This window comes from Pseudomonas sp. SMN11 (assembly GCF_052041945.1).
Classification (GTDB): Bacteria; Pseudomonadota; Gammaproteobacteria; order Pseudomonadales; family Pseudomonadaceae; genus Aquipseudomonas.
This window is the reverse complement of the sequence record NZ_JBKGGW010000031.1, coordinates 18,408-37,821: the sequence shown is the minus strand read 5'-3', so window position 1 is coordinate 37,821 and position 19,414 is coordinate 18,408. Positions and strand designations below refer to the sequence as shown.

At 62.8% G+C, this 19,414-nt stretch carries 15 protein-coding genes; 7 read left to right on the top strand and 8 right to left on the bottom strand.

Annotation, left to right across the window (positions count from 1 at the left end; translation table 11 throughout):
• The first annotated feature begins 281 nt into the window (after positions 1 to 281).
• Entirely contained in the window at positions 282 to 1,211 is a 930-nt protein-coding gene (locus ACLEJU_RS21860; RefSeq protein WP_435425711.1) for a DMT family transporter, read from the top strand.
• Positions 1,212 to 1,281: 70 nt separating this feature from the next.
• Here the strand turns inward: ACLEJU_RS21860 and ACLEJU_RS21855 are convergent, their stop codons facing one another.
• Both ACLEJU_RS21855 and ACLEJU_RS21850 read right to left on the bottom strand, forming a co-directional pair.
• Positions 1,282 to 2,208, bottom strand: a complete 927-nt coding sequence (locus ACLEJU_RS21855; protein WP_435425710.1) for an RHS repeat-associated core domain-containing protein — start codon at positions 2,206 to 2,208, stop codon at positions 1,282 to 1,284.
• Positions 2,209 to 2,291: 83 nt separating this feature from the next.
• Positions 2,292 to 2,996, bottom strand: a complete 705-nt coding sequence (locus ACLEJU_RS21850; RefSeq protein WP_435425709.1) for an NrtR DNA-binding winged helix domain-containing protein — start codon at positions 2,994 to 2,996, stop codon at positions 2,292 to 2,294.
• Positions 2,997 to 3,133: 137 nt separating this feature from the next.
• Here ACLEJU_RS21850 and ACLEJU_RS21845 point away from each other — a divergent pair, with 137 nt between their 5' ends.
• The 3 genes from ACLEJU_RS21845 (at position 3,134) to ACLEJU_RS21835 (ending at position 6,444) form a co-directional block, all read left to right on the top strand.
• Positions 3,134 to 3,784 carry a nicotinamidase gene (locus tag ACLEJU_RS21845; RefSeq protein ID WP_435425708.1) on the top strand — a complete coding sequence of 217 codons (651 nt, stop codon included), beginning with the start codon at positions 3,134 to 3,136 and terminating at the stop codon, positions 3,782 to 3,784.
• A complete protein-coding gene (gene pncB / locus ACLEJU_RS21840; protein WP_435425707.1) occupies positions 3,781 to 4,980 on the top strand; it encodes a nicotinate phosphoribosyltransferase in 1,200 nt (399 codons plus the stop codon). The genes ACLEJU_RS21845 and pncB overlap by 4 nt, the downstream gene beginning before the upstream one ends.
• Positions 4,981 to 5,289: 309 nt before the next feature.
• Entirely contained in the window at positions 5,290 to 6,444 is a 1,155-nt protein-coding gene (locus tag ACLEJU_RS21835) for an HBL/NHE enterotoxin family protein (protein WP_435425706.1), read from the top strand.
• A gap of 38 nt (positions 6,445 to 6,482) precedes the next feature.
• Here the strand turns inward: ACLEJU_RS21835 and ACLEJU_RS21830 are convergent, their stop codons facing one another.
• A complete protein-coding gene (locus ACLEJU_RS21830; protein WP_435425705.1) occupies positions 6,483 to 7,373 on the bottom strand; it encodes a LysR family transcriptional regulator in 891 nt (296 codons plus the stop codon).
• Positions 7,374 to 7,484: 111 nt separating this feature from the next.
• On the opposite strand from ACLEJU_RS21830, the gene ACLEJU_RS21825 reads away from it, so the two are divergent.
• On the top strand, positions 7,485 to 8,546 hold the full coding sequence (locus ACLEJU_RS21825) for a YeiH family protein (RefSeq protein ID WP_440776746.1): 1,062 nt from the start codon (positions 7,485 to 7,487) through the stop codon (positions 8,544 to 8,546).
• A gap of 63 nt (positions 8,547 to 8,609) precedes the next feature.
• Positions 8,610 to 9,983: a nucleotide 5'-monophosphate nucleosidase PpnN gene (gene ppnN / locus ACLEJU_RS21820; RefSeq protein ID WP_060513345.1), complete on the top strand. Its 1,374-nt coding sequence runs from the start codon at positions 8,610 to 8,612 to the stop codon at positions 9,981 to 9,983.
• Between the two features lie 142 nt (positions 9,984 to 10,125).
• Here ppnN and ACLEJU_RS21815 read toward each other — a convergent pair whose 3' ends face one another.
• The 3 genes from ACLEJU_RS21815 to pssA form a co-directional block, all read right to left on the bottom strand.
• Positions 10,126 to 11,292 (bottom strand): GGDEF domain-containing protein, encoded by a 1,167-nt coding sequence (locus ACLEJU_RS21815; protein ID WP_435425172.1) that lies wholly within the window; start codon positions 11,290 to 11,292, stop codon positions 10,126 to 10,128.
• 108 nt (positions 11,293 to 11,400) lie between these two features.
• The gene (locus ACLEJU_RS21810; protein ID WP_435425171.1) at positions 11,401 to 13,947 is read right to left on the bottom strand and encodes a bifunctional diguanylate cyclase/phosphodiesterase; all 2,547 of its coding nucleotides are present in this window, start codon (positions 13,945 to 13,947) and stop codon (positions 11,401 to 11,403) included.
• Between the two features lie 97 nt (positions 13,948 to 14,044).
• On the bottom strand, positions 14,045 to 15,373 hold the full coding sequence (gene pssA / locus ACLEJU_RS21805; protein WP_435425170.1) for a CDP-diacylglycerol--serine O-phosphatidyltransferase: 1,329 nt from the start codon (positions 15,371 to 15,373) through the stop codon (positions 14,045 to 14,047).
• 159 nt (positions 15,374 to 15,532) lie between these two features.
• Between pssA and ACLEJU_RS21800 the strand changes: the two genes are divergently transcribed.
• On the top strand, positions 15,533 to 16,528 hold the full coding sequence (locus ACLEJU_RS21800; protein WP_435425169.1) for a GlxA family transcriptional regulator: 996 nt from the start codon (positions 15,533 to 15,535) through the stop codon (positions 16,526 to 16,528).
• 10 nt (positions 16,529 to 16,538) lie between these two features.
• Here the strand turns inward: ACLEJU_RS21800 and ACLEJU_RS21795 are convergent, their stop codons facing one another.
• Together ACLEJU_RS21795 and ACLEJU_RS21790 are read right to left on the bottom strand one after the other, a co-directional pair.
• Positions 16,539 to 17,873: an MFS transporter gene (locus ACLEJU_RS21795; RefSeq protein ID WP_435425168.1), complete on the bottom strand. Its 1,335-nt coding sequence runs from the start codon at positions 17,871 to 17,873 to the stop codon at positions 16,539 to 16,541.
• Positions 17,874 to 18,053: 180 nt separating this feature from the next.
• Positions 18,054 to 19,265, bottom strand: coding sequence for a M24 family metallopeptidase (locus tag ACLEJU_RS21790; protein WP_435425167.1), 1,212 nt, complete (start codon positions 19,263 to 19,265; stop codon positions 18,054 to 18,056).
• Positions 19,266 to 19,414 lie beyond the last annotated feature (149 nt).

Here is a 19,414-nt window from a genome sequence, read left to right as displayed (position 1 = left end):
GCAACAGCCGATGTCGCGATCAGACAAGCACACGTCGCCCGCAATCGGCTTCCAAACCGTGTCTACAAAAATAATACACACATCGACCAGCCCCGCGCCGTGGGCTGATCGGTGCGGTATTCGCGAGTAAAACAGCCTCGCTTCACAATTCCAACGCTGTGGCGCCTTTTTGCACCGGGCAGTTCGTCCGGGCTCATAACGATAAAACTCCCAGTATTAGAGACCCGCGCCGCGCCAATCGGGAGTGTTTGCGCGCGCCACATTGTGAAGACTTGACTGCCATGATCGCGACTTCAATTCCCGTAGCCGGTGCTGCCACCGGCCACCGTAACGCCCTGTGCGTTGCCCACATCGCCGCGGTGCTGTTCGGCCTGACCGGTATCCTCGGTCACCTGATCGACGCCGACGCCAGCATCATCACCTTCGGCCGCGCCACCTTCGCCTTCATCGCCCTGGGCTTCGTCGCCGGGCTCAAGGGCACCCGCCTGCTCGACGCCCTGACCCTGGGCAACCTGCCGGTGTTGGGCCTCACCGGCGCCCTGCTGGCCACACACTGGGTAACCTTCTTCATCGCCGTCAAAGTCGGTGGCGTGGCCGTGGCCACCCTCGGTTTTGCCAGCTTCCCGGCCTTCATCGCCATGATCGAACGCGGCGTGTTCGGCCAGCGCATCGGCGCCGTGCAGGGCTTGCTGCTGCTGATGGTGACGGCGGGCCTGGTGCTGGTGGTGCCGACCTTCGACCTGCTCGACAAAGGCACTGTCGGCCTGCTCTGGGGCCTAGGCTCGGGTCTGGCGTTCGCCCTACTGACCGTGGCCAACCGCCGCAACGGCTCGAACATGAATGCCATGCAGGTGGCGTTCTGGCAGAACGTGGTGGTGGCTGCGCTGGTGGCGCCGTTCGCCTTCAGCCACCTGGGCAACACCAGCCTGGGCAGCAACGACTGGATCAACCTGGCACTGCTGGGGGTGTTCTGCACCGGGCTGTCGCAGTTCCTGTTCGTCAAGAGCCTGGAAGGGCTGGAGGCGCGTACAGCCGGTATGATCATCGCCTTGGAGCCGGTGTACGCGATCCTCGGGGCGTGGTGGCTGTTCGGTGACCAGCCGAGCCTGCGCATGGCGGCGGGGGCTGCACTGATCGTGCTGGCGACCATTCTGGCGGCGGCGCGCAAGGCCCCGGCCGAGCAGGGCGATACCAGTCGCTGCGCGCATTAAATTGAAGTGGCCGCTAGATCTAAGACATCGGTCTTGAGATAAGTGGCCACTTTTTTAATGTGAGCGGGGATCAATGACTATTTTTTGTAGCTTCTTCGTACGATGGTGGTTGATCAGGCTGACGAACTGTCGCAGCGACTGAAGTAATAGAAACAGACGTTGCGCCGCCCTGCCAGGTAAACTTCGCATCACGATAGTGATCCGTCGACACCTTAGGATTCACTTTAACGGAAAGTTTGTCACGCACATACTCATACCTCACACCATGCGCCGTCGACTTCTGCAAAGCATACTCCACACCTTTCTCACCCCGGAATATAAATTTATCAGAAGTAGGATGAACATCATCTTTCACAGGAAAAATTAACTTATACTCCCGCGAATCAAAAGACCCAACTGGCAGACCAGCCCCACTTGTGCGCCTTTGCTTGGAACCAATAAAGCCATATTCCAGCGATGGGTCAGCCTCAATTGTTTTCTTGATGATATTCTTAAATTCCATCGGAACTTTGTGTCTGTTGAGCACTTTTGTAAGGCCAGTACGCGCGCGACCAGAGCGATCTTGGAAATTCACTGGATCACTTTCGCAATAAGCATAGGCGTTGATTGACCCAGCACCAAAGGGACTTAAACCATCAGCGCTTAAAAGCCTTTGAATACCTGAACTGTACCAGCGATTCCCCTGACCTAAAGAATAAAGCCCGGTCAAAGTGTCGCGCCAGCACCCGTTGAACGCGACAATCACAGGTAAATTGCAAACGGGCGAAAAACCGTAAGGTGTATAAGCCTCGCCACGCGTGCGCCCATGTTCCAGCATGCCAATCACGGTGTTTTGATTTGCTGTTTGGAGCAAAGCTGCCCGGTCGTGCATCTGGGCCAGAAGCCGATTGGCACCGAGCAATAAACGCGTTCTCGCCCCACCCAACTGAGCGACTAATTCTCTATTGCCTGCATAAAAAAGATGCCTCATCAAAGCCTTGGAACTGGCGGCGCTCATAAATAACCTCCAGTTGATATAAACGTATCCTAGGTTGGCTATTCATGATGGGAAACTAGCATTTTTACCAGGTTAACTTCAGCTCACCCGCCTTCCGGCAACAGGCTACGATCAAACATGAACACCCGCTCCCCCTGCGGAGTGTGCTGATACAACTGCTGCGGCCGGCCCAACCTGGGCTGGTTCTTCTCCCCGGTATGCCTCACCCACCCCAGCTCGCGTAGGCGCTCCAGGCGCTTGCGCAGCGAGGTGTTGTTCACCGCCTGCCCCAGGCACGCCTGCACCGCCCCCAGCGCATCGAGCACGGTGAATTTCTCCTCCAGCAGGTACAACGGCAAGCTGCTGTACACCGTCTTTGCAGCCAAGCGCTCGCGGGCCCGGTCTACCAGCAGGTTATGGTCGAACGGCAGCAGGACCTTGCGGTCAATCACGCTGTCCAGGTCGAAAAACGCTAGTTGCTCACCTTCGACCTGCTGCTGCGGGTCAAGCAAGGCCAGATAGTAGGTACTCAACGACCACCCACGCGGGTCACGGAAGGCATTGCCTTCGGTACCCACCTGTTCGAGGTAGCGCGGCAGTACCTGGGCTTTCTCGCGCAGGGCGCGTTCGGCAGCGCCCTCCAGGCTGGTGTCCGGGGTGCGACCGTTGACGATCACACCAGGCAAGGCCCACTGGCCGGCATGGGGCTCGCGCTCACGACGGTGCAACAACACTTGCAGATGCTGGGCATCAGGGGCCAGGCGCAGGGCAACGATATCGACACTGGCCAGGACTTCGACTGTACTCACCGGGAACTCCTTGTTCATCAGCATAATAATCCACCAGAGCTTCTAAGTATGGCAACCCGCAAACGCATAGCAGCTCTCACTTGACACACTTAATGCACCAGGTGAATTATATAGCCATTCCAGCGAGGATACGTGCCATGAAGATCGCCAGTTTCGATGTCGACGCGCAGAACGGCTTCACCGCCAACGCCCCTCAGGAGCTGCCGGTACCGGAAGGCAACGAGATCGCCCCGGACCTCAACGCCATGGCCTTGCGCGCCGACCTGCGCCTGGGCAGCAAGGACGCACACCCGGCCAATGCGGCCTGGGTGGTAGCCGAACCCGGCCAGATGCTGCAACCGCTGACCCTGGCCAACGCCGACCTGACCTGGGTCAGCCACTGCGTCCCCGGCACCCTCGGCTTCGAGCTGCTGCCCGGCCTGCCTGCCCCGATCGACTACGACTACTTCGTCTGGAAAGGCGTCGAGCCCGACCTGCACCCCTACGGCGCCTGCTACCACGACCTCGCCGAGCGCCGCTCCACCGGGGTCATCGAATTTCTCAAGGTGCAACAGGTCGGCGCCGTGATCGTCGGCGGCCTGGCCCTGGACTACTGCGTCAAGACCACCGCCCGGCAGTTGCGCCAGGCTGGCTTCCAGGTGCTGCTGTACCTGCCGGCCTGCCGCGCCCTGACCCAGGAAGGTGCCATCAGCGCCTGCGGTGCGCTGGCCGCCGAGGGCGTGATCCTGTGCGGCGATGAAGCCGCGCTCGACTACCAGCTCTCTCTGATCAAGGAAGACCGCCCATGAGCGAAAGTGTTTTCGGCCCACGGATCATCCAGAACCTGCTGGACACCGACTTCTACAAGATCACCATGATGCAGGCGGTGCTGCACAACTACCCCAACGCCGAGGTGGAGTGGGAGTTCCGCTGCCGCAACAATGAAGACCTCTCCCCTTACCTGGCGGAGATCCGCTACCAGATCGAACAGCTGAGCGAGGTCACCGTCACCCATGACCAGCTGGCCTACCTGGAAAAGATCCCGTTCCTCAAGCCGGACTTCATCCGCTTTCTCAGCCTGTTCCGCTTCAACCTGCGCTATGTGCAGGTCGGCCTGGACGCCGCCGGGCAGTTGGCGATCCGCGTGCGCGGGCCATGGCTGCACGTGATCCTCTACGAGATCCCGTTGCTGGCGATCATCAGCGAGGTGCGCAATCGCTATCGCTATCGCGACGTGGTACTCGAACAGGTGGGCGAGCGCCTGTACCAGAAGATGGACTGGCTCAAGGCCGAAGCCAGTGCCGACGAGCTGGCCGGTTTCCAGCTGGCCGACTTCGGTACCCGGCGGCGGTTTTCCTATCGGGTGCAGGAAGAAGTGGTGTACCTGCTCAAGCACGACTTCCCCGGCCGCTTCGTCGGCACCAGCAACGTGCACCTGGCCCGCGAGCTCGAACTCAAGCCGCTCGGCACCATGGCCCACGAATGGTTCATGGCGCACCAGCAACTCGGCCCGCGGCTGGTCGACAGCCAGGCCGCCGCGCTGGAAGCCTGGGTACGCGAGTACCGTGGCTTGCTGGGTATCGCCTTGACCGACTGCATCACCATGGACGCCTTCCTGGGTGATTTCGACCTGTACTTCGCCAAGCTTTTCGACGGCCTGCGCCACGACTCAGGGGACCCACTGGTGTGGGCGGAAAAGGCCATCGCCCACTATGAGCGGCTGGGGATCGACCCGAAGGGCAAGACGCTGATCTTCTCCGACGGCCTGGATTTCGCCAAGGCGCTGGGCCTGTATCGGACATTGCACACGCGGATCAACGTGAGCTTCGGCATCGGCACCCGGCTGACCTGCGACATCCCGGGGGTGGAGCCGATGAACATCGTGATCAAGATGACCGACTGCAATGGCGCGCCCGTGGCGAAGATTTCCGACAGCCCAGGCAAGACCCAGTGCCGAGACGAGAACTTCGTGGCTTACATGAAGCATGTGTTCAAGGTGAACTGACCCGCCTGTGCAGGCACCGGGGCTGCGTCGGAAAAGCACCGTTCTGCATGCCCATTGCCTGCACCGGGCCTAAGGCGCTGTTCTGTCAGCTTGTGCTTTTTCGCTCACTGTTCGAGAGCAAAAAACACACCGGCTAGCGCCTTGCCCTGCCCCTAGGCGCTGCTTAAATGAGTTCGCTATCCAAGCCTCTTCGGGCCTCTGGGTAGTTACTTGCAGGCACGCCCCGCGCCTGCGCAAGGAACCTGCCTCACACACAACGCCCCCGACAATCAGCACCGGTCGATCGGTCACTGTTCAAGGAGAAGTGTCATGGATGCACTGAAGAAACAGTTTTTCCCGTTCACCCTCAACCCCCTGTCAAACGTCGTCAGCATCGCCGCGCTCGGCAGCGTCCCCGCCGCACTGCGGGCGTCCAACGACCTGCCCATCGATCAGCAACTGGCAGATGCCTTCAATGCCAACAACGATGTGATGGCCTACGTGCTCGGCATCACCAACACCCAGCTGCCGACCATCACCCCAGCCCCCTCCTGGTACAGCACGTTCCAGACTGCCTTCAGCAATGCCCAGATCCACGCCAACGCCTGGTACGGGATATCCGCGAACCTGGTGAGCATCCCCAACGCCATTGCCGGCTATGGCATTGCCTTCAACGTCAGCATGTCGACGATCAACTCGCTGATTGCGGTGCTGCAAGTGGACCCGGGCAATACCCAGGCCATCAACTCGCTCAAGCAGCAGTTCACCGGGCTGATTTCGCAGCTTCGTGCGTTCAGCCAAAGCGCCGTGTCGGTGCACCAGTCGATCACCGACTATTCCAACAACCTGATCCAGGACAGCCAGATACTCGCCAAGGCCGTCGCTGACTCCACCCAGCAACAGGACGTCAACCGCGACCAGGTCCGGCAGTATCAAGCCAAGATCGAAGAGATGCGCAAGCAGATCAAGACCTGGCAAGTGGTGGAAACCGCCTCGGCCATCGGTGCTGGCGTCGCCTTCTTCGCCGGTGCCGTGATCGCGATCTTCAGCCTTGGATTTGGCCTGGCCTTCGGCATAATCGGCGCAGCTGCGGGGATTGCGACCATGGTCGCCGCGGAGGTCAAGATCAAGCAGCTGCGCAGCGAGATCGAGGCCGATACAACGCGCATGAACGCAGTTACCCAGCAATCTGCCAGCCTGGCGGCATTGAATGATCAGCTGAACAAGCTGATCCAACTGTCCCAGGCTGCGGGTTCGCTGATCGGCCTGCTATTGAAGGTGTGGGAGGAACTTGAGGGCGAACTGAATACCGTCCTGACCGACCTCGGCAACTGCAAGGGCAATGTCGACAACCTCAACCTGCCCGAGCTGCAGCGCAACCTGAACCTGGCCAACCAGGACTGGCAGACGCTGGTCGGGCTGTGCAACAGCGTAGCGTCGATCAAGTACAACCAAGCCACGCCGGCCAAGGCCAATATCCAATAGCCCCCTGACCCGCCCCTGCTACCGGCAGCAGGGGCGGGTTACCGGGCCCCGGTGCCCTGGCCCACGCACAGTTCCATGAACCGCGCGGCTGCCCGCGACGGCGTGGCGGCATGGGGCAAGAGGATGGAAAAGCGCCGCACCAGCGGTTCAGGTTCAATTCTCAGTTGTCGCAGTACGCCATCCTCGTGACGGATCGACATGGCCGAGACAAAGCCGATACCCATCCCGGCCCGCACCGCCTCCTTTACCCCTTCCACGCCGGCGATCTCCAGCGCCACGCGCATGGCTACACCGTGCCGGGCAAATGCCCGCTCGACGATCTGACGCACCCCCGAACCGCTCTCACGCAGCACCAGCGGGTACTCTCCCAGCGCCTGCAAGCCTTGCTGTTCGCCACCTGCCAAGGGATGGTCGCGCGGTACGATGGCCACGATCTCGTCCTCGCGCCATGCTGTCACTTCGGTGCCCAGCGGCAGCTCCTGCCCTGGCGGGCCTTCGATGAGGGCGATATCAACGCTGTCCAGCGCTGCGACGATTTCCGCCGTATTGCCGTGGGACGTGGTCACCAGCACCTCCGGATAGCGCCCATGGAAGTCGGCAATCAGGTACGGCAACAGGTAGCTGGCCGGCGTGGTGCTGGCGCCGATGCGCAAGGTGCCGCGCTCCAGCCCGCGCATGGCTTCGCACAGGGCCTGGGCCTGGCGAAAGGTGTCGCGCAGGCGCTGGGCATGGGCCAGCAGTTGCTCGCCGGCAGCGGTCAGGCGCACGCCACGGCCGGCACGCTGGTACAGGGGCTCGCCAAAGTCCTCCTGCAGCAACTTGAGCTGGCCGGAGACCGCCGGTTGCGAGAGATGCAGGGCCTGGGCTGCATGGCTGATGTTGCCGTGCTCGGCTACGGTGGCGAAGGTTATCAGCTGTTCTGGGGTCATATCTTCAAAGTATCAGCTAGACAGATATTTGCCATCCTAAATTACGATTTTTTATAAGCTTATAACCAGATTAACGTAGGCCATGTCGAAACACTTTCCCGGAGGACTCACATGGCCACGGCAACTTCCAACCCTGCGTTGGCGCCCACCCTCTCTACCCGAGGGCGGCTCAACGGCATCCTGTTCGTCGCGCTGTTCGCGCTTGCCGTCACCCAGCTGGCGGCCCTGCCCGCCATTGCCAGCCTGGGCATCAGCCCGCTGATCGTCGGTATCGTCGCCGGCGCCCTGTACGGCAACGCCCTGCGCGATGGCGTGCCGGCCAGCTGGGCGGCCGGTATCAACTTCTCGGCCCGCGGCCTGCTGCGCATCGCCGTAGCCTTCTTCGGCCTGCGCGTGAGCCTGCAGGAAATCGCCGAAGTCGGCTGGTCCGGCTTGACCGTATCGCTGCTGGTGGTGACCAGTACCTTGCTGATCGGCCTGTGGTGCGGCACCAAGCTGTTCAAACTCGACCGCGACACCGCCCTGCTCACCGCAGCCGGCAGTGCGATCTGTGGCGCCGCCGCCGTACTGGCCTTCGAATCGGCGCTGCGCAACGCCCCGCACAAGAGCGCGATGGCGGTCGGCAGCGTGGTGCTGTTCGGGACCTTGTCGATGTTCCTCTACCCGCTGGCGATCAATGCCGGCTGGCTGCCCCTGGACACCATGGGCGCAGGCCTGTTCCTCGGCGGTACCATTCATGAAGTGGCCCAGGTGGTAGGCGCGGCCAGCAACGTCAGCCCCGAAGCCACGCACATCGCCACCATCGTCAAGATGACCCGGGTGATGCTGCTGGTGCCGGTGCTGCTGGTGGTCGGCCTGTGGATCAGCCGTTCGCGCCAACCGGGCCAGGCCCAAGGCAATGGCCGCATCGCCATGCCCTGGTTCGCTTTCGGCTTCCTCGCCCTGGTGCTGGTGAACTCGCTGCAGGTACTGCCAGGCAGCGTGACCCAGACCATCAACAGCCTGGACACCTTCGCCCTGACCATGGCCATGACCGCGCTGGGCATGGAAACCCGCTGGGGCCAGATCCGCCAGGCCGGGCCCAAGGCGCTGATCACCGGGGCGATCCTCAACCTGTGGCTGGTGGGTGGCGGCATGGCGATCACCCTGAGTGTCCAACGCCTTTTAGGTTGACGTGCATTGATCGGTATGGTGTTGTCTTGCAAGGATGTTTTTACCTGCACAGGAACGACTTAGATGCCTCAACGCCATGTCATCAATGCATCCGTCAGCCCCAAAGGCAGCCTGGAGACGCTGTCGCAACGTGAAGTCCAGCAACTGAGTGAAGTCGGTACCGGAAGCCTCTACACCTTGTTCCGCCAGTGCGCCCTGGCCATTCTCAATACCGGCGCCCATGTCGACAACGCCAAGACCATTCTCGAGGCGTACAAGGACTTCGAAGTCCGCATTCACCAGCAAGACCGCGGCGTGCGCCTGGAGCTGCTGAACGCTCCAGCCGACGCCTTCGTCGATGGCGAAATGATCGCCAGCACCCGCGAGATGCTGTTCAGCGCCCTGCGCGACATCGTCTACACCGAAAGCGAGCTGGCCAGCCAGCGCATTGACCTGGAAAGCTCCCAGGGCATCACCGACTACGTCTTCCACCTGCTGCGCAACGCCCGCACCCTGCGCCCTGGCGTGGAACCGAAGATGGTGGTGTGCTGGGGCGGCCACTCGATCAGCAGCGAGGAGTATCAGTACACCAAGAAAGTCGGCCACGAACTGGGCCTGCGCAAGCTGGACATCTGCACCGGCTGCGGCCCGGGCGTGATGAAGGGCCCGATGAAGGGCGCGACCATCGCCCATGCCAAGCAGCGCATGCACGGCAGCCGCTACCTGGGCCTGACCGAACCGGGCATCATCGCCGCCGAGGCGCCGAACCCGATCGTTAACGAACTGGTGATCCTGCCGGACATCGAGAAGCGCCTTGAAGCCTTCGTCCGTGTCGGCCACGGCATCATCATCTTCCCCGGCGGCGCCGGTACTGCCGAGGAATTCCTCTACCTGCTCGGCATCCTCATGCACCCGGACAACCAGGCCCTGCCCTTCCCGGTGGTGCTCACCGGGCCGCGCAGCGCCGAACCGTTCCTGCAGCAGCTGCATGCGTTCGTCGGCGCCACCCTCGGCGAGGCGGCGCAGCGTCACTACCAGATCATCATCGATGACCCGGCCGAAGTGGCCCGGCACATGGTCGAGGGGCTCAAGGAGGTCAAGCAGTTCCGCCGCGAGCGCAACGACGCCTTCCACTTCAACTGGCTGCTGAAGATCGACGGCGGCTTCCAGCACCCGTTCGACCCGACCCACGCCAACATGGCCGAACTGGCCCTGCGCCGGGATTTGCCAGCACATGAACTGGCAGCCAATTTGCGCCGGGCGTTTTCCGGGATCGTGGCGGGTAACGTGAAGGACAAGGGGATCCGGCTGATTGAAGAACACGGGCCGTATCAGATCCGCGGTGATGCGGCGGTGCTGGAGCCGCTGGGGCGCCTGTTGCAGGCGTTTGTCGACCAGCACCGGATGAAATTGCCGGGTGGCGCGGCGTATGTGCCTTGCTATCAGGTCGTGACCTGAGATTGCCGGGGCTGCGTTGCAGCCCTTTCCGACCGGTCCGGCGCCCCGGCAAGGCCGCTCCTACAGGAGACCGCGATCCCTTGTAGGAGCGGCCTTGCCGGGGCGCCGGACCGGTCGGAAAGGGCCGCAAAGCGGCCCCCTGCTATTTCACAGGACTGACCATGGTCCGGTCCACCAGGCGAATGCTGTCACGCCCACCCCGCTTGGACTGGTACAACGCCACATCCCCCTGCTCGATCAACGCTGCCAGGCTGGCCGGCGGCTGGTCGAAAAGGTTGGCGCCGATACTCAAGGTCACCGCCTGCGGGGTCGGCATCGCCTCCCGGGCAAACTGTTGGAACTGGTCGCGCAGCTGGCTGCCCAGCGCCACCACCTGCTCGGTGCTGGCACCGCTGAGCAGGATGACGAACTCATCGCCGCCCAGCCGGGCAGCCAACGACCGCTCCGGCAGTACGGCACGAATCATCTCGCTCAATGCGATAAGCAGGCGGTCACCCGCCGCATGGCCATGCAGGTCGTTGACCAGCTTGAAGTTGTCGATGTCGATCAGCAGCAGCGCCCCAGGCTGGGCCGGGCTGACCGCCTTGAACAGGTGCGTGGCCCGCACTTCCAGGGCACGGCGGTTGTACAGCGCGGTCAGGGGGTCGCGAGCGGCGAGCCGGGCGATCCGTTCCTCACGGCGATAGCGCACGGTGCCGGTCATCGACAGCGCGATCAACATGATCGCCATCGCCCCTTCGACCAGGGAAATCTGGATGATCAAGCCGCCAAAGGTCGCCAGGTCGATCAGCGCACCCGGCGTCACCGCCACGATCGCCTTGGCCACATAGAACAGGCCATGGATCAGCAGCACGTAACGCAACTGTGCTGCGCCTACGCTCAACGAATTGCCATGGGGGCGCAGCAGGAAGCTGGCCTTGAGCGTAAGCAATGCCACCAGCAGCGAATTGACCATCAGCATCACTTTCGACCACTGCGGCCCCACCGGCAGCAGCAACAAGCCGAACCATACCAGCACGATCAGCAGCCATGCCCGCGACAACCGGGCCTGGGTGAAGCGCACCACGCCCAGCAGAAAGAACGCGTGAGCGACCACCAACAAGCCGTTGGCGAACCAGATACCTATCAGCAGCAGGCCGATACCGCGAAGCAACGCCAGGGTCGAACCGACAGTGATGGTGGCGAAACCGGCGCTCCAGAACAGCAGCGAGGGTTCGCGGACACTGCGCCACTCGATCGCCAGGTAAAGCGCAGCCGCGGCTGCAAGGGCGATGGTGATTGTCAGCATCGTGGGTGGATCAAGCGCCATATAAGGATTGGCCTATCTGGTTAACATGGAAAAGGCGTGATTGTATGCGCTTGAGATGACTTTTCAGAGGGGCGAACCGTCGCGTTGGATGCAAATGAATGTAACCGTTCAAGGCACGACACGATCCGTGGTCTTCGCCGCCTCCATCAAACGCACCAACGCCTGGTTTTCCACCGGTTTGCTGAGCAGGAAGCCTTGTACCTCGTGGCACTGGTCATCGCTGAGCAGCGCCAGCTGTTCCTGGGTCTCGACGCCCTCGGCAGTGACCGTCATGCCCATGGCGTTACCCAGGTTGATGATAGCCTGAACCACGCTGCGGTCACTGTCGCTTTTGCCCAGCGACTGCACGAAGCGCTTGTCGATCTTGATGCTGTCGAACGGGTAGGTACGCAGGTAGCCGAGCGACGAATAACCGGTGCCGAAATCGTCCATGTTCAGGCGAACCCCAAGCTCCTTGAGCGCATTCATGGTATGCAACGCGCCTTCGACATCATTGAGCATCACATTTTCGGTAATTTCCAGCTCCAGGCGGTGGGCCGGCAGTCCGGTAGACTTCAGCGCCTCGGCGACGTCGCGCACCACATCGCTGCGGCGGAACTGCGACGGCGACATGTTCACCGAGACCATCACCGCCAGCGGCCAGGTGCGGGCACGGCTGCAGGCTTCGCGCAGTACCCAGTTGCCTAGCTGCACAATCAGGTCCGACTCTTCTGCCAGCGGGATGAAACGGTCCGGGCGCAGCAGCCCGAGCGTCGGGTGGCGCCAGCGTACCAGCGCTTCGGCGGACGCTACCGTGGTGCCATCGACCTTGAAACGTGGCTGGAAATGCAGCACCAGTTCGCCGCGCGCAATACCCTCGCGCAATTCACCCTCGAGCGTGCGTTTTTCCAGCAGCGCCGCGTTCATCTGCGTCGAAAAGTAGCGCCAGGTGTTCTTGCCAGCCTGTTTGGCACTGTACAGGGCGACGTCGGCATAGCGGATCAGCTCGCCTGCCGTACCGGGGTAGTCGGCCGAAAGCACCACGCCCAGGCTCGCGCCCACATGCACGCTATGGCCATCGAGCCGGATCGGTTGGCGCAGCGTCTCGATCAGCCGTGCGCAGAAGCGGTCCATGTCCTCGCGCTGGCCGGGCCGGGTCAATACCACGATGAACTCGTCCCCCCCCAGGCGCGCCACCAGGTCGCTGTCACGGGTCACCTGGCCCAGGCGCAGGGCCACTTCGATCAGTACCGTGTCACCGGCGGGGTGGCCGAGGCTGTCGTTGATCGGCTTGAAATTGTCCAGATCGAGCATCATCAACGCCAGCGGCATGGGCTGGTCCTGTTCGAGAAACCGGAACAGCTTGTTGCGATTGGGCAGCCCGGTCAGCGCATCGTGCTGCGACAGATGCTGGATCTGCGCGTGGGCGGCCACTTCGTCAGTGATATCGCTGCAGGTGCCGCGAAAGCCTTTGCAGATGCCCTGCTCGATGATCGCCCGCGCCGCGATGCGACATTCACGCAGCTGCCCCAGGCGGTCACGGTACTGGCAGCGCAGGCTGCCGGTCGATTCGGTGGCGGCCAGGCCATGCAGCCAGGTTTCGATGTGGCTGGTATCGCATTCGAGTAATTGCTTGAGGGAACGCTGCAACCAATGTTCCACAGGGTGCCCGGTCAGCTCGGCGAAGCGCGCCGACAGGTAGGTGAGGTGCTGTCGGGCATCGGTTTCCCAGATCCAGTCCGACGCCGCCTCGGCCACTGCCTTGAACCGTGCCTCGCTGGTTTCCAGCGCGTTCTTGGAGGCCGCCAGCTGGCGGTGGCTGCGGTCGATACCGGCACTGCTGCGCATCGCGTGGCGGGCAAACCCCGCCATGAACAGGGCGATGACCAGCAAGGCCAAGGCCAGCGGCAGAACCACTTGGCGGATCAGTTCAATGCCGGGCTGCTCGATGTGCCACGTCAAAGTGTAGCCACTGCCTTCGAGCGGCAGATAACCGCGGTTACCTGTGAAGCTCGCTGCGGTGGAAACGGCAAAATCCGACAGGCCCACCGTCTTGCCCAGGGCGTCGAGCATGGCCGGGTCGAGTTCGCGCACGAACAGCAGCACCGCAGTGGGCGCAGGCAGATGATGTGGCATGGACGGTGGCCGAATCACCGCCGCCGTGAACAATGCCGGCTGACCACGGAACAGCAAGTAACCGGAAGCGGCGTGCTCCTGCTCGCCCGCCTTGCGCGCCTGCTGCAACACCCTGCCGCTGCTGGCGCTGTGGCGCTCGAAACCCTGCGCGCTCAGTTGCCCGTCGAGCACGGCGTAATGGGTGCCATTGTCATCCAGCACGAACACGCCTTCGTAGCCATCTTCGCTATAGAGCGTCTGGCCGACGTTGTCTTCATCGTAGGCCCAGTGGCTGTTCACCGGGCCGGCCAGGTGGTCGTAGGCTGCCTGCCAGAAAGCATGGGTCAGCAAATAGCTGCGCTCGTTTTTCTGCAGTTGGACCAGCGCCGACTCGGCCAGGAAGCGGCTTTGCGCCTGCTCCCGGTCATCCAGGGTCTGGGCTATCCGATACAACGAGACCAGGCCGAGGACCAGGGTCAGGATCAGCAAACCAGAAAATGCCAGGATAAGCTGGCGCACTACATGGCTGCGCGGCGAGCCATTGCCAAGGATTGCATCCATTCAGGGCGAGCCTTTTGCCAGGGGTTCATCGAAGTTGACTGGCAAAGGCTGGCGATGATCGCAACAACTGACGACTGGTGCGCTGCGGATGTCGGTTTCACAGCACCCGTTTGATCAGGGGCTCCAGCCGACTGTAGCGCAGGCGCCGCAAGAACTTGCGCACTTCCTTGGGATGCTCGGCCTTCTCGCCCAGCTCAGCCGCTGTGCCGATCTGCGGCGCATGCCGGCGAATGCCCTCAAGCTCCACCGCCCGCGGCACCAACCATTGCCCATGGGGGTCATCGATCAGCAACCCGTTTTCCAGGTCCAGGTTGAAGCCGCGCGGGTTGAGGTTGTTGCCGGTCAGCAGCGAATAGCGCTGGTCCACCCACACCCCCTTGGCGTGAAAGGTATGCCCCGGGTCGTTCCAGATACGTATCTGCAACTGGCCACTGGCAATCGCGGCGTGGCGACGCCGGGCGAAGGCGCGCAGGTTGTCTTCGTACAGGTACGGCAATGCGCCGCTTGCGCTGAACGGCTCGCCCGGCGCGATGTAGAAGTCGTTGGCGGTGCGGTGGCCGACGATCAGCTCGATGCGCACGCCACGGTCCAGGGCATGGTCGATCTCGCGCATCACCACCCGTGGCGGGTTGAAGTACGGCGTGCTGATGATGATCTGCGCGCGCGCCGCCGCCAACAGCGCGCACAACGTGCGGTTGAGCGGGTTGCCACGGCCGACGCCGAGCAGCGGGATCACCCGCAGCCCCTGCCCCGCCACGGCGATGGGTGCGTCATAGGCCATGCGCCGCAGGCGCGCGCGCAGGCGCCGGATATCGCCACGCAGGCTGCGGGTGGCCGGTGGCGCGGGCAGGTCCAGGCGCGGCGTGGCGGTGTGGTGCAACAGGCGCCGGACCATGTCGACCATGGCGTCGGCCAGGGCCGGTGACTGGAACAGGTGGTAACGGTCCAGCCGATACCGCTCGAAGCGGTGCAGGTAGACGTTGTTCAGGCTGGCGCCGGTATAGATCACGCAATCGTCGATCACGCTGCCCTTCAGGTGCAGCACGCCAAACAGCTCGCGGGTCTGCACCGGCACGCCATGGATCACCACGTCGAGCCCACGCAACTGGCGCTGGGCCTGGTACCAGGCCGCGTTGCCCGGCTGGCGCCCGGCCCCGAGCAGGCCACGGCGGGCACGGAACCAGTCGACCACGACGACAATCTCCAGGCCCGGCCGCTCGGCCTTGGCCTGGTACAGGGCATCGAGCACTTCCTGGCCGGCCTCGTCCTCCTGCAGGTACAAGGCGACGATAACGATACGCCGGGTCGCGCTGGCGATGCGTTCGAGCAGGCAGGTACGGTAGGCCGCGGCATCGGGCAGTACCTGGATCGCCTCAGGGGCGATGGCGAAACCTGGCAGCGCCGCCAGCATGGATTCGGGGTTCACGTACGATCACCTTCTTATTCTGCAATCAGGTCCATTCCTGGCCGTTGTGCCCGGGGTGTAAGATCAACCCGCAACGACCCATAACAACAAGAAACACGCGAGGCCTGTTTAGCCACTGCCCCTGACGAACGACGCCTCAGCTTGCACAGGAAGATCGCAATGGTCCACCCCGCTTCCATCAGCGTAACGCCTTGCCCAACCAGAACCTTCGGTTTTCTGGTGTTGCCCAACTTCACCACTATCGGCCTGGCGTCGGCGGTGGAAACCCTGCGCATGGCCAACCTGGCAGCGCGCCACCCCTTGTACCGTACCGTGCTGATTGCCGCCAGCCCGGAGCCGGTGATAGCCAGCAATGGCATGCGCGTGCTGCCTGACCACAGTATCGCCGACGCCCCGGCGCTGGATGCCCTGTTCGTAGTCGGCGCCAACCCGATCGACCGCAGCCGTGGCAACACCCGGCCACTGATCGACTGGCTGCGCCAACTGGCACGCCAGCACCTACCGTTGGGCGGGATCTGCACCGGCAGCTACCTGCTGGCCAAGGCCGAGCTGCTCAATGGCTACCGCTGCACCATTCACTGGGAAGACCTGCAGACCCTGCAGGAACACTTCCCCGACATTGTCATCTCCAGCCAGCTGTTCGAGCTGGACCGCGACCGTTTCACCTGCTCCGGTGGCGTGGCGGCCATGGACATGATGTTGCAACTGGTCGCCCGCCAGGCCGGCGGCCAGGCCATCGCCGCCAAGGCCGCCGAGTTGTTGCTGTGTGACCGCGTGCGGGGTGAGCGCGAGCGCCAGCGTGTGCCGTTGCGCACGTTGCTCGGCAGTGGCCAGCCCAAGCTGAGCCAGGTGGTAGCGATCATGGAAGCGAACCTGGAGGAGCCGCTGGGGCTGGAGGAGCTGGCCAGCCTCAACGAAGTGACCGTCCGCCAGCTGGAGCGCCTGTTCCACAAGTACCTGCAACGTACCCCCAGCCAGTATTACCTGGAGTTGCGACTGTCACGGGCACGGGAACTGCTGTTGCGCAGTGATGTGCAGGTGCGCGAAGTGGCGCTGGCCTGCGGGTTCAGCTCACCGGCGCACTTTTCCAAGAGTTACAGCCGCTTCTTCGGCCTGTCACCGTTGGGCGAACGGCGCCAGGCCTCATTGCACTGAAGGCAGCGGCTCAGTCCTGCAGGGCTGAATGCGCCGTTTCCCGGCACATCAACATGGCCAACAACGCGACCAGCGCTGCCGCCAGCAGGTAGCCTGCCGGGGCCAGCTTGCTACCTGTGGCCTGGATCAACCAGGTGGCGATAAACGGCGCGGTCCCGCCAAACAGCGCATTGGCCAGATTGAAGCTCAAGGCGAAGCCGCTGAAACGCACCTGGGTCGGGAAGATTTCCGCCAGCAGGCACGGCAAGGTGCCGTCGTTCATCGCCAGCATTGCGCCGAAGAGAATCTGGATGGTCAGAATCACCAGCAACGGCTGCCCGTCGAGCAATTTGAACAAGGGTACGGTCAGGCCGAGAAACAGCAGCGAAGCCACCACCAGCATGGTCTTGCGGCCGAACTGGTCGGACAGCCTCCCCATCAGAAAGATCAGCCCAATGTAGGTTGCCAGCGATACCGTGGAGGCAATGAACGAATCGCGCTCGCTCATGCCCATTTCGTTGGACAGGTAGGTCGGCATGTAGCTGAGCAGCAGGTAGAAGGCCACGGCGTTGAGGCAGGTGACACCGAGGCCGATGGCCAGGCTGCGACGATGCCGCGCCAACAGCTCGCGGATCGGTGCCGGGGTCATGCAGGCCTTGTGTTCCAGGCGCTGCTCCATCTCCAGAAACTTCGGTGTGTCCTGCAGGCTCATGCGGATGTAACGGCCAACCAGGCCGAACGGTGCGGCCAGCAGGAAAGGCAGGCGCCAGCCCCAACTGTGCAAGTCCTCGCTGCTCAGCAGTTCATGCAGCACCGCGACAAATGCCGCACCAAACAGCAGCCCGGCCGCCGTGCTGGCCGGGACGATGCTGGTGTACAGGCCCCGCCGGCCGGGTGGTGCATACTCGGCAAGAAACGCCGCAGCTCCGGCGTATTCACCCGAGGCGGAGAAGCCCTGGACCAGGCGGATCAGCAACAGCAGGCCGGGCGCCCACAGGCCGATCTGCGCATAACCTGGCAGCAGCCCGATACAGAAGGTTGAAATCGACATGATCAGGATCGACCAGGACAGGGCGTTGCGCCGGCCATGACGATCGCCGAAATGCCCCCAGACCACGCCGCCCAGCGGGCGGACCAGAAATGACAGGGCAAAGACGGCGAAGGTCGCCAGCAGGCCGCTGGTCTTGTCGGTCTGTGGGAAGAAGGTGGCGGCAATGATGGTGGCGAGGTAGCCGTAGGCGGCGTAGTCGAACCATTCGACGAAATTGCCCATGAAACTGGCGCGCGCGGCCTTGCGCAGGGCCTGACGTTCGGCGTCGGGTGCGGCGCCGTCGAGGGAGGGAGCGTTGAAGGTGGTGCTGGACATGACGGGTACCCTCTGATTCTTCTAATTGGCGGCAGGGTCTGGTGGTCATACAGTTGTTTTTTTGTTGTCGGGGCCGGCCTCTTCGCGGCTGAAGCCGCTTCCACAGGTATTTCACCGGCCTTCAGGGTGGCGGTAACTCTGTGGGAGCGGCTTCGGCCGCGAAGCAGGCGACGCCGGTGCTTATTTGCGAATGATGTTGTGCTCCGGCCCATAGGGGAATTTGGTGATGTTCTCGGCCCCGTGCTCATTGACGATCAGGATGTCATGCTCGCGGTAACCGCCCGCCCCTGGCCGCCCTTCGGGCAGCATGATCATCGGCTCGATCGACACCACCATGCCCGGTTCCAGCACGGTGTCGATGTCTTCGCGCAGTTCCAGCCCGGCTTCCCGGCCGTAGTAGTGGCTGAGCGTACCGAACGAGTGGCCATAGCCAAACGTGCGGTACTGCAGCAGGTCGTGACGCAGGAAGATCTCGTTGAGTTCACGGGCGATGTCGCAGCAGCGCATGCCCGGTCGCACCAGCCTGAGGCCCGCTTCATGCACTTCGACGTTGGCCTGCCACAAGCGCAGGTGGTCGTCCGGGCAATGGTCGAGGAACAAGGTGCGCTCCAGCGCGGTGTAATAGCCGGCGATCATCGGGAAGCAGTTGAGGCTAAGGATGTCGCCCTTGTTGACCTGGCGGCTGGTGACCGGGTTGTGCGCGCCGTCGGTGTTGAGCCCGGACTGGAACCAGGTCCAGGTGTCCATCAGCTCGCCGTCCGGGAAGCTTCGGGCGATCTCGCGGACCATCGCCTGGGTGGCATGCAGCGCCACTTCATATTCCGGCACCTGGTCGCGCAGGGCCTCGACCACCGCCGCCCCACCGATGTCGGCAACCCGTGCGCCATGGCGGATCAGCGCCTGCTCCTCGGCCGACTTGATCATGCGCATGCGCATGCACGGGGCACCGATGTCCAGCAGGTCGGCCTTGGGGTAGCAGGCCGCGAGCTTGGCGTGGTTCTGCAGGTTGAGGTGGTCGTATTCGACGCCGATGCGCGAGGCCAGGGGCAAGGCCTGCTGGATGGCGACGAAGTAGTTGTCGCGCTGCCAGTCGGTATAGACGATGTTGTCGGTGCCCACCGTGCGCCGCCAGGGCTGGCCGCCGTCGATGTTGGCGCTGATCGACACCACCTTGTCCTGGGTGATCACCAATGCGTAGGGGCGGCCGAACGAGCAGTAGAGGAAGTCGCTGTAGTAGTTGACGTTGTGGTACGAGGTGAAGATGGCTGCCTCGATATCCTGCTCGGCCATGTAGGCTCGCAGGCGGGCATGACGGGCGGCGTACTCCTGTGCGGAGAAGGTCGGCTTGACCTTGTCGCCATTGCGGATTTTCAGGGTCTGGGGCATTTGCATGGTCGGTGTTCCTTGTCGTTGTGAGCACGCTGTTCAGGCCGGCCGCCTGAGAAGCATTGCAACAGAACGAACGAGGACGCTTTTGTATCTATCCGACCTGGAATTGGCGCTATGGCCACTGGCCGTGGGGCTGCTTTGCAGCCCATTCG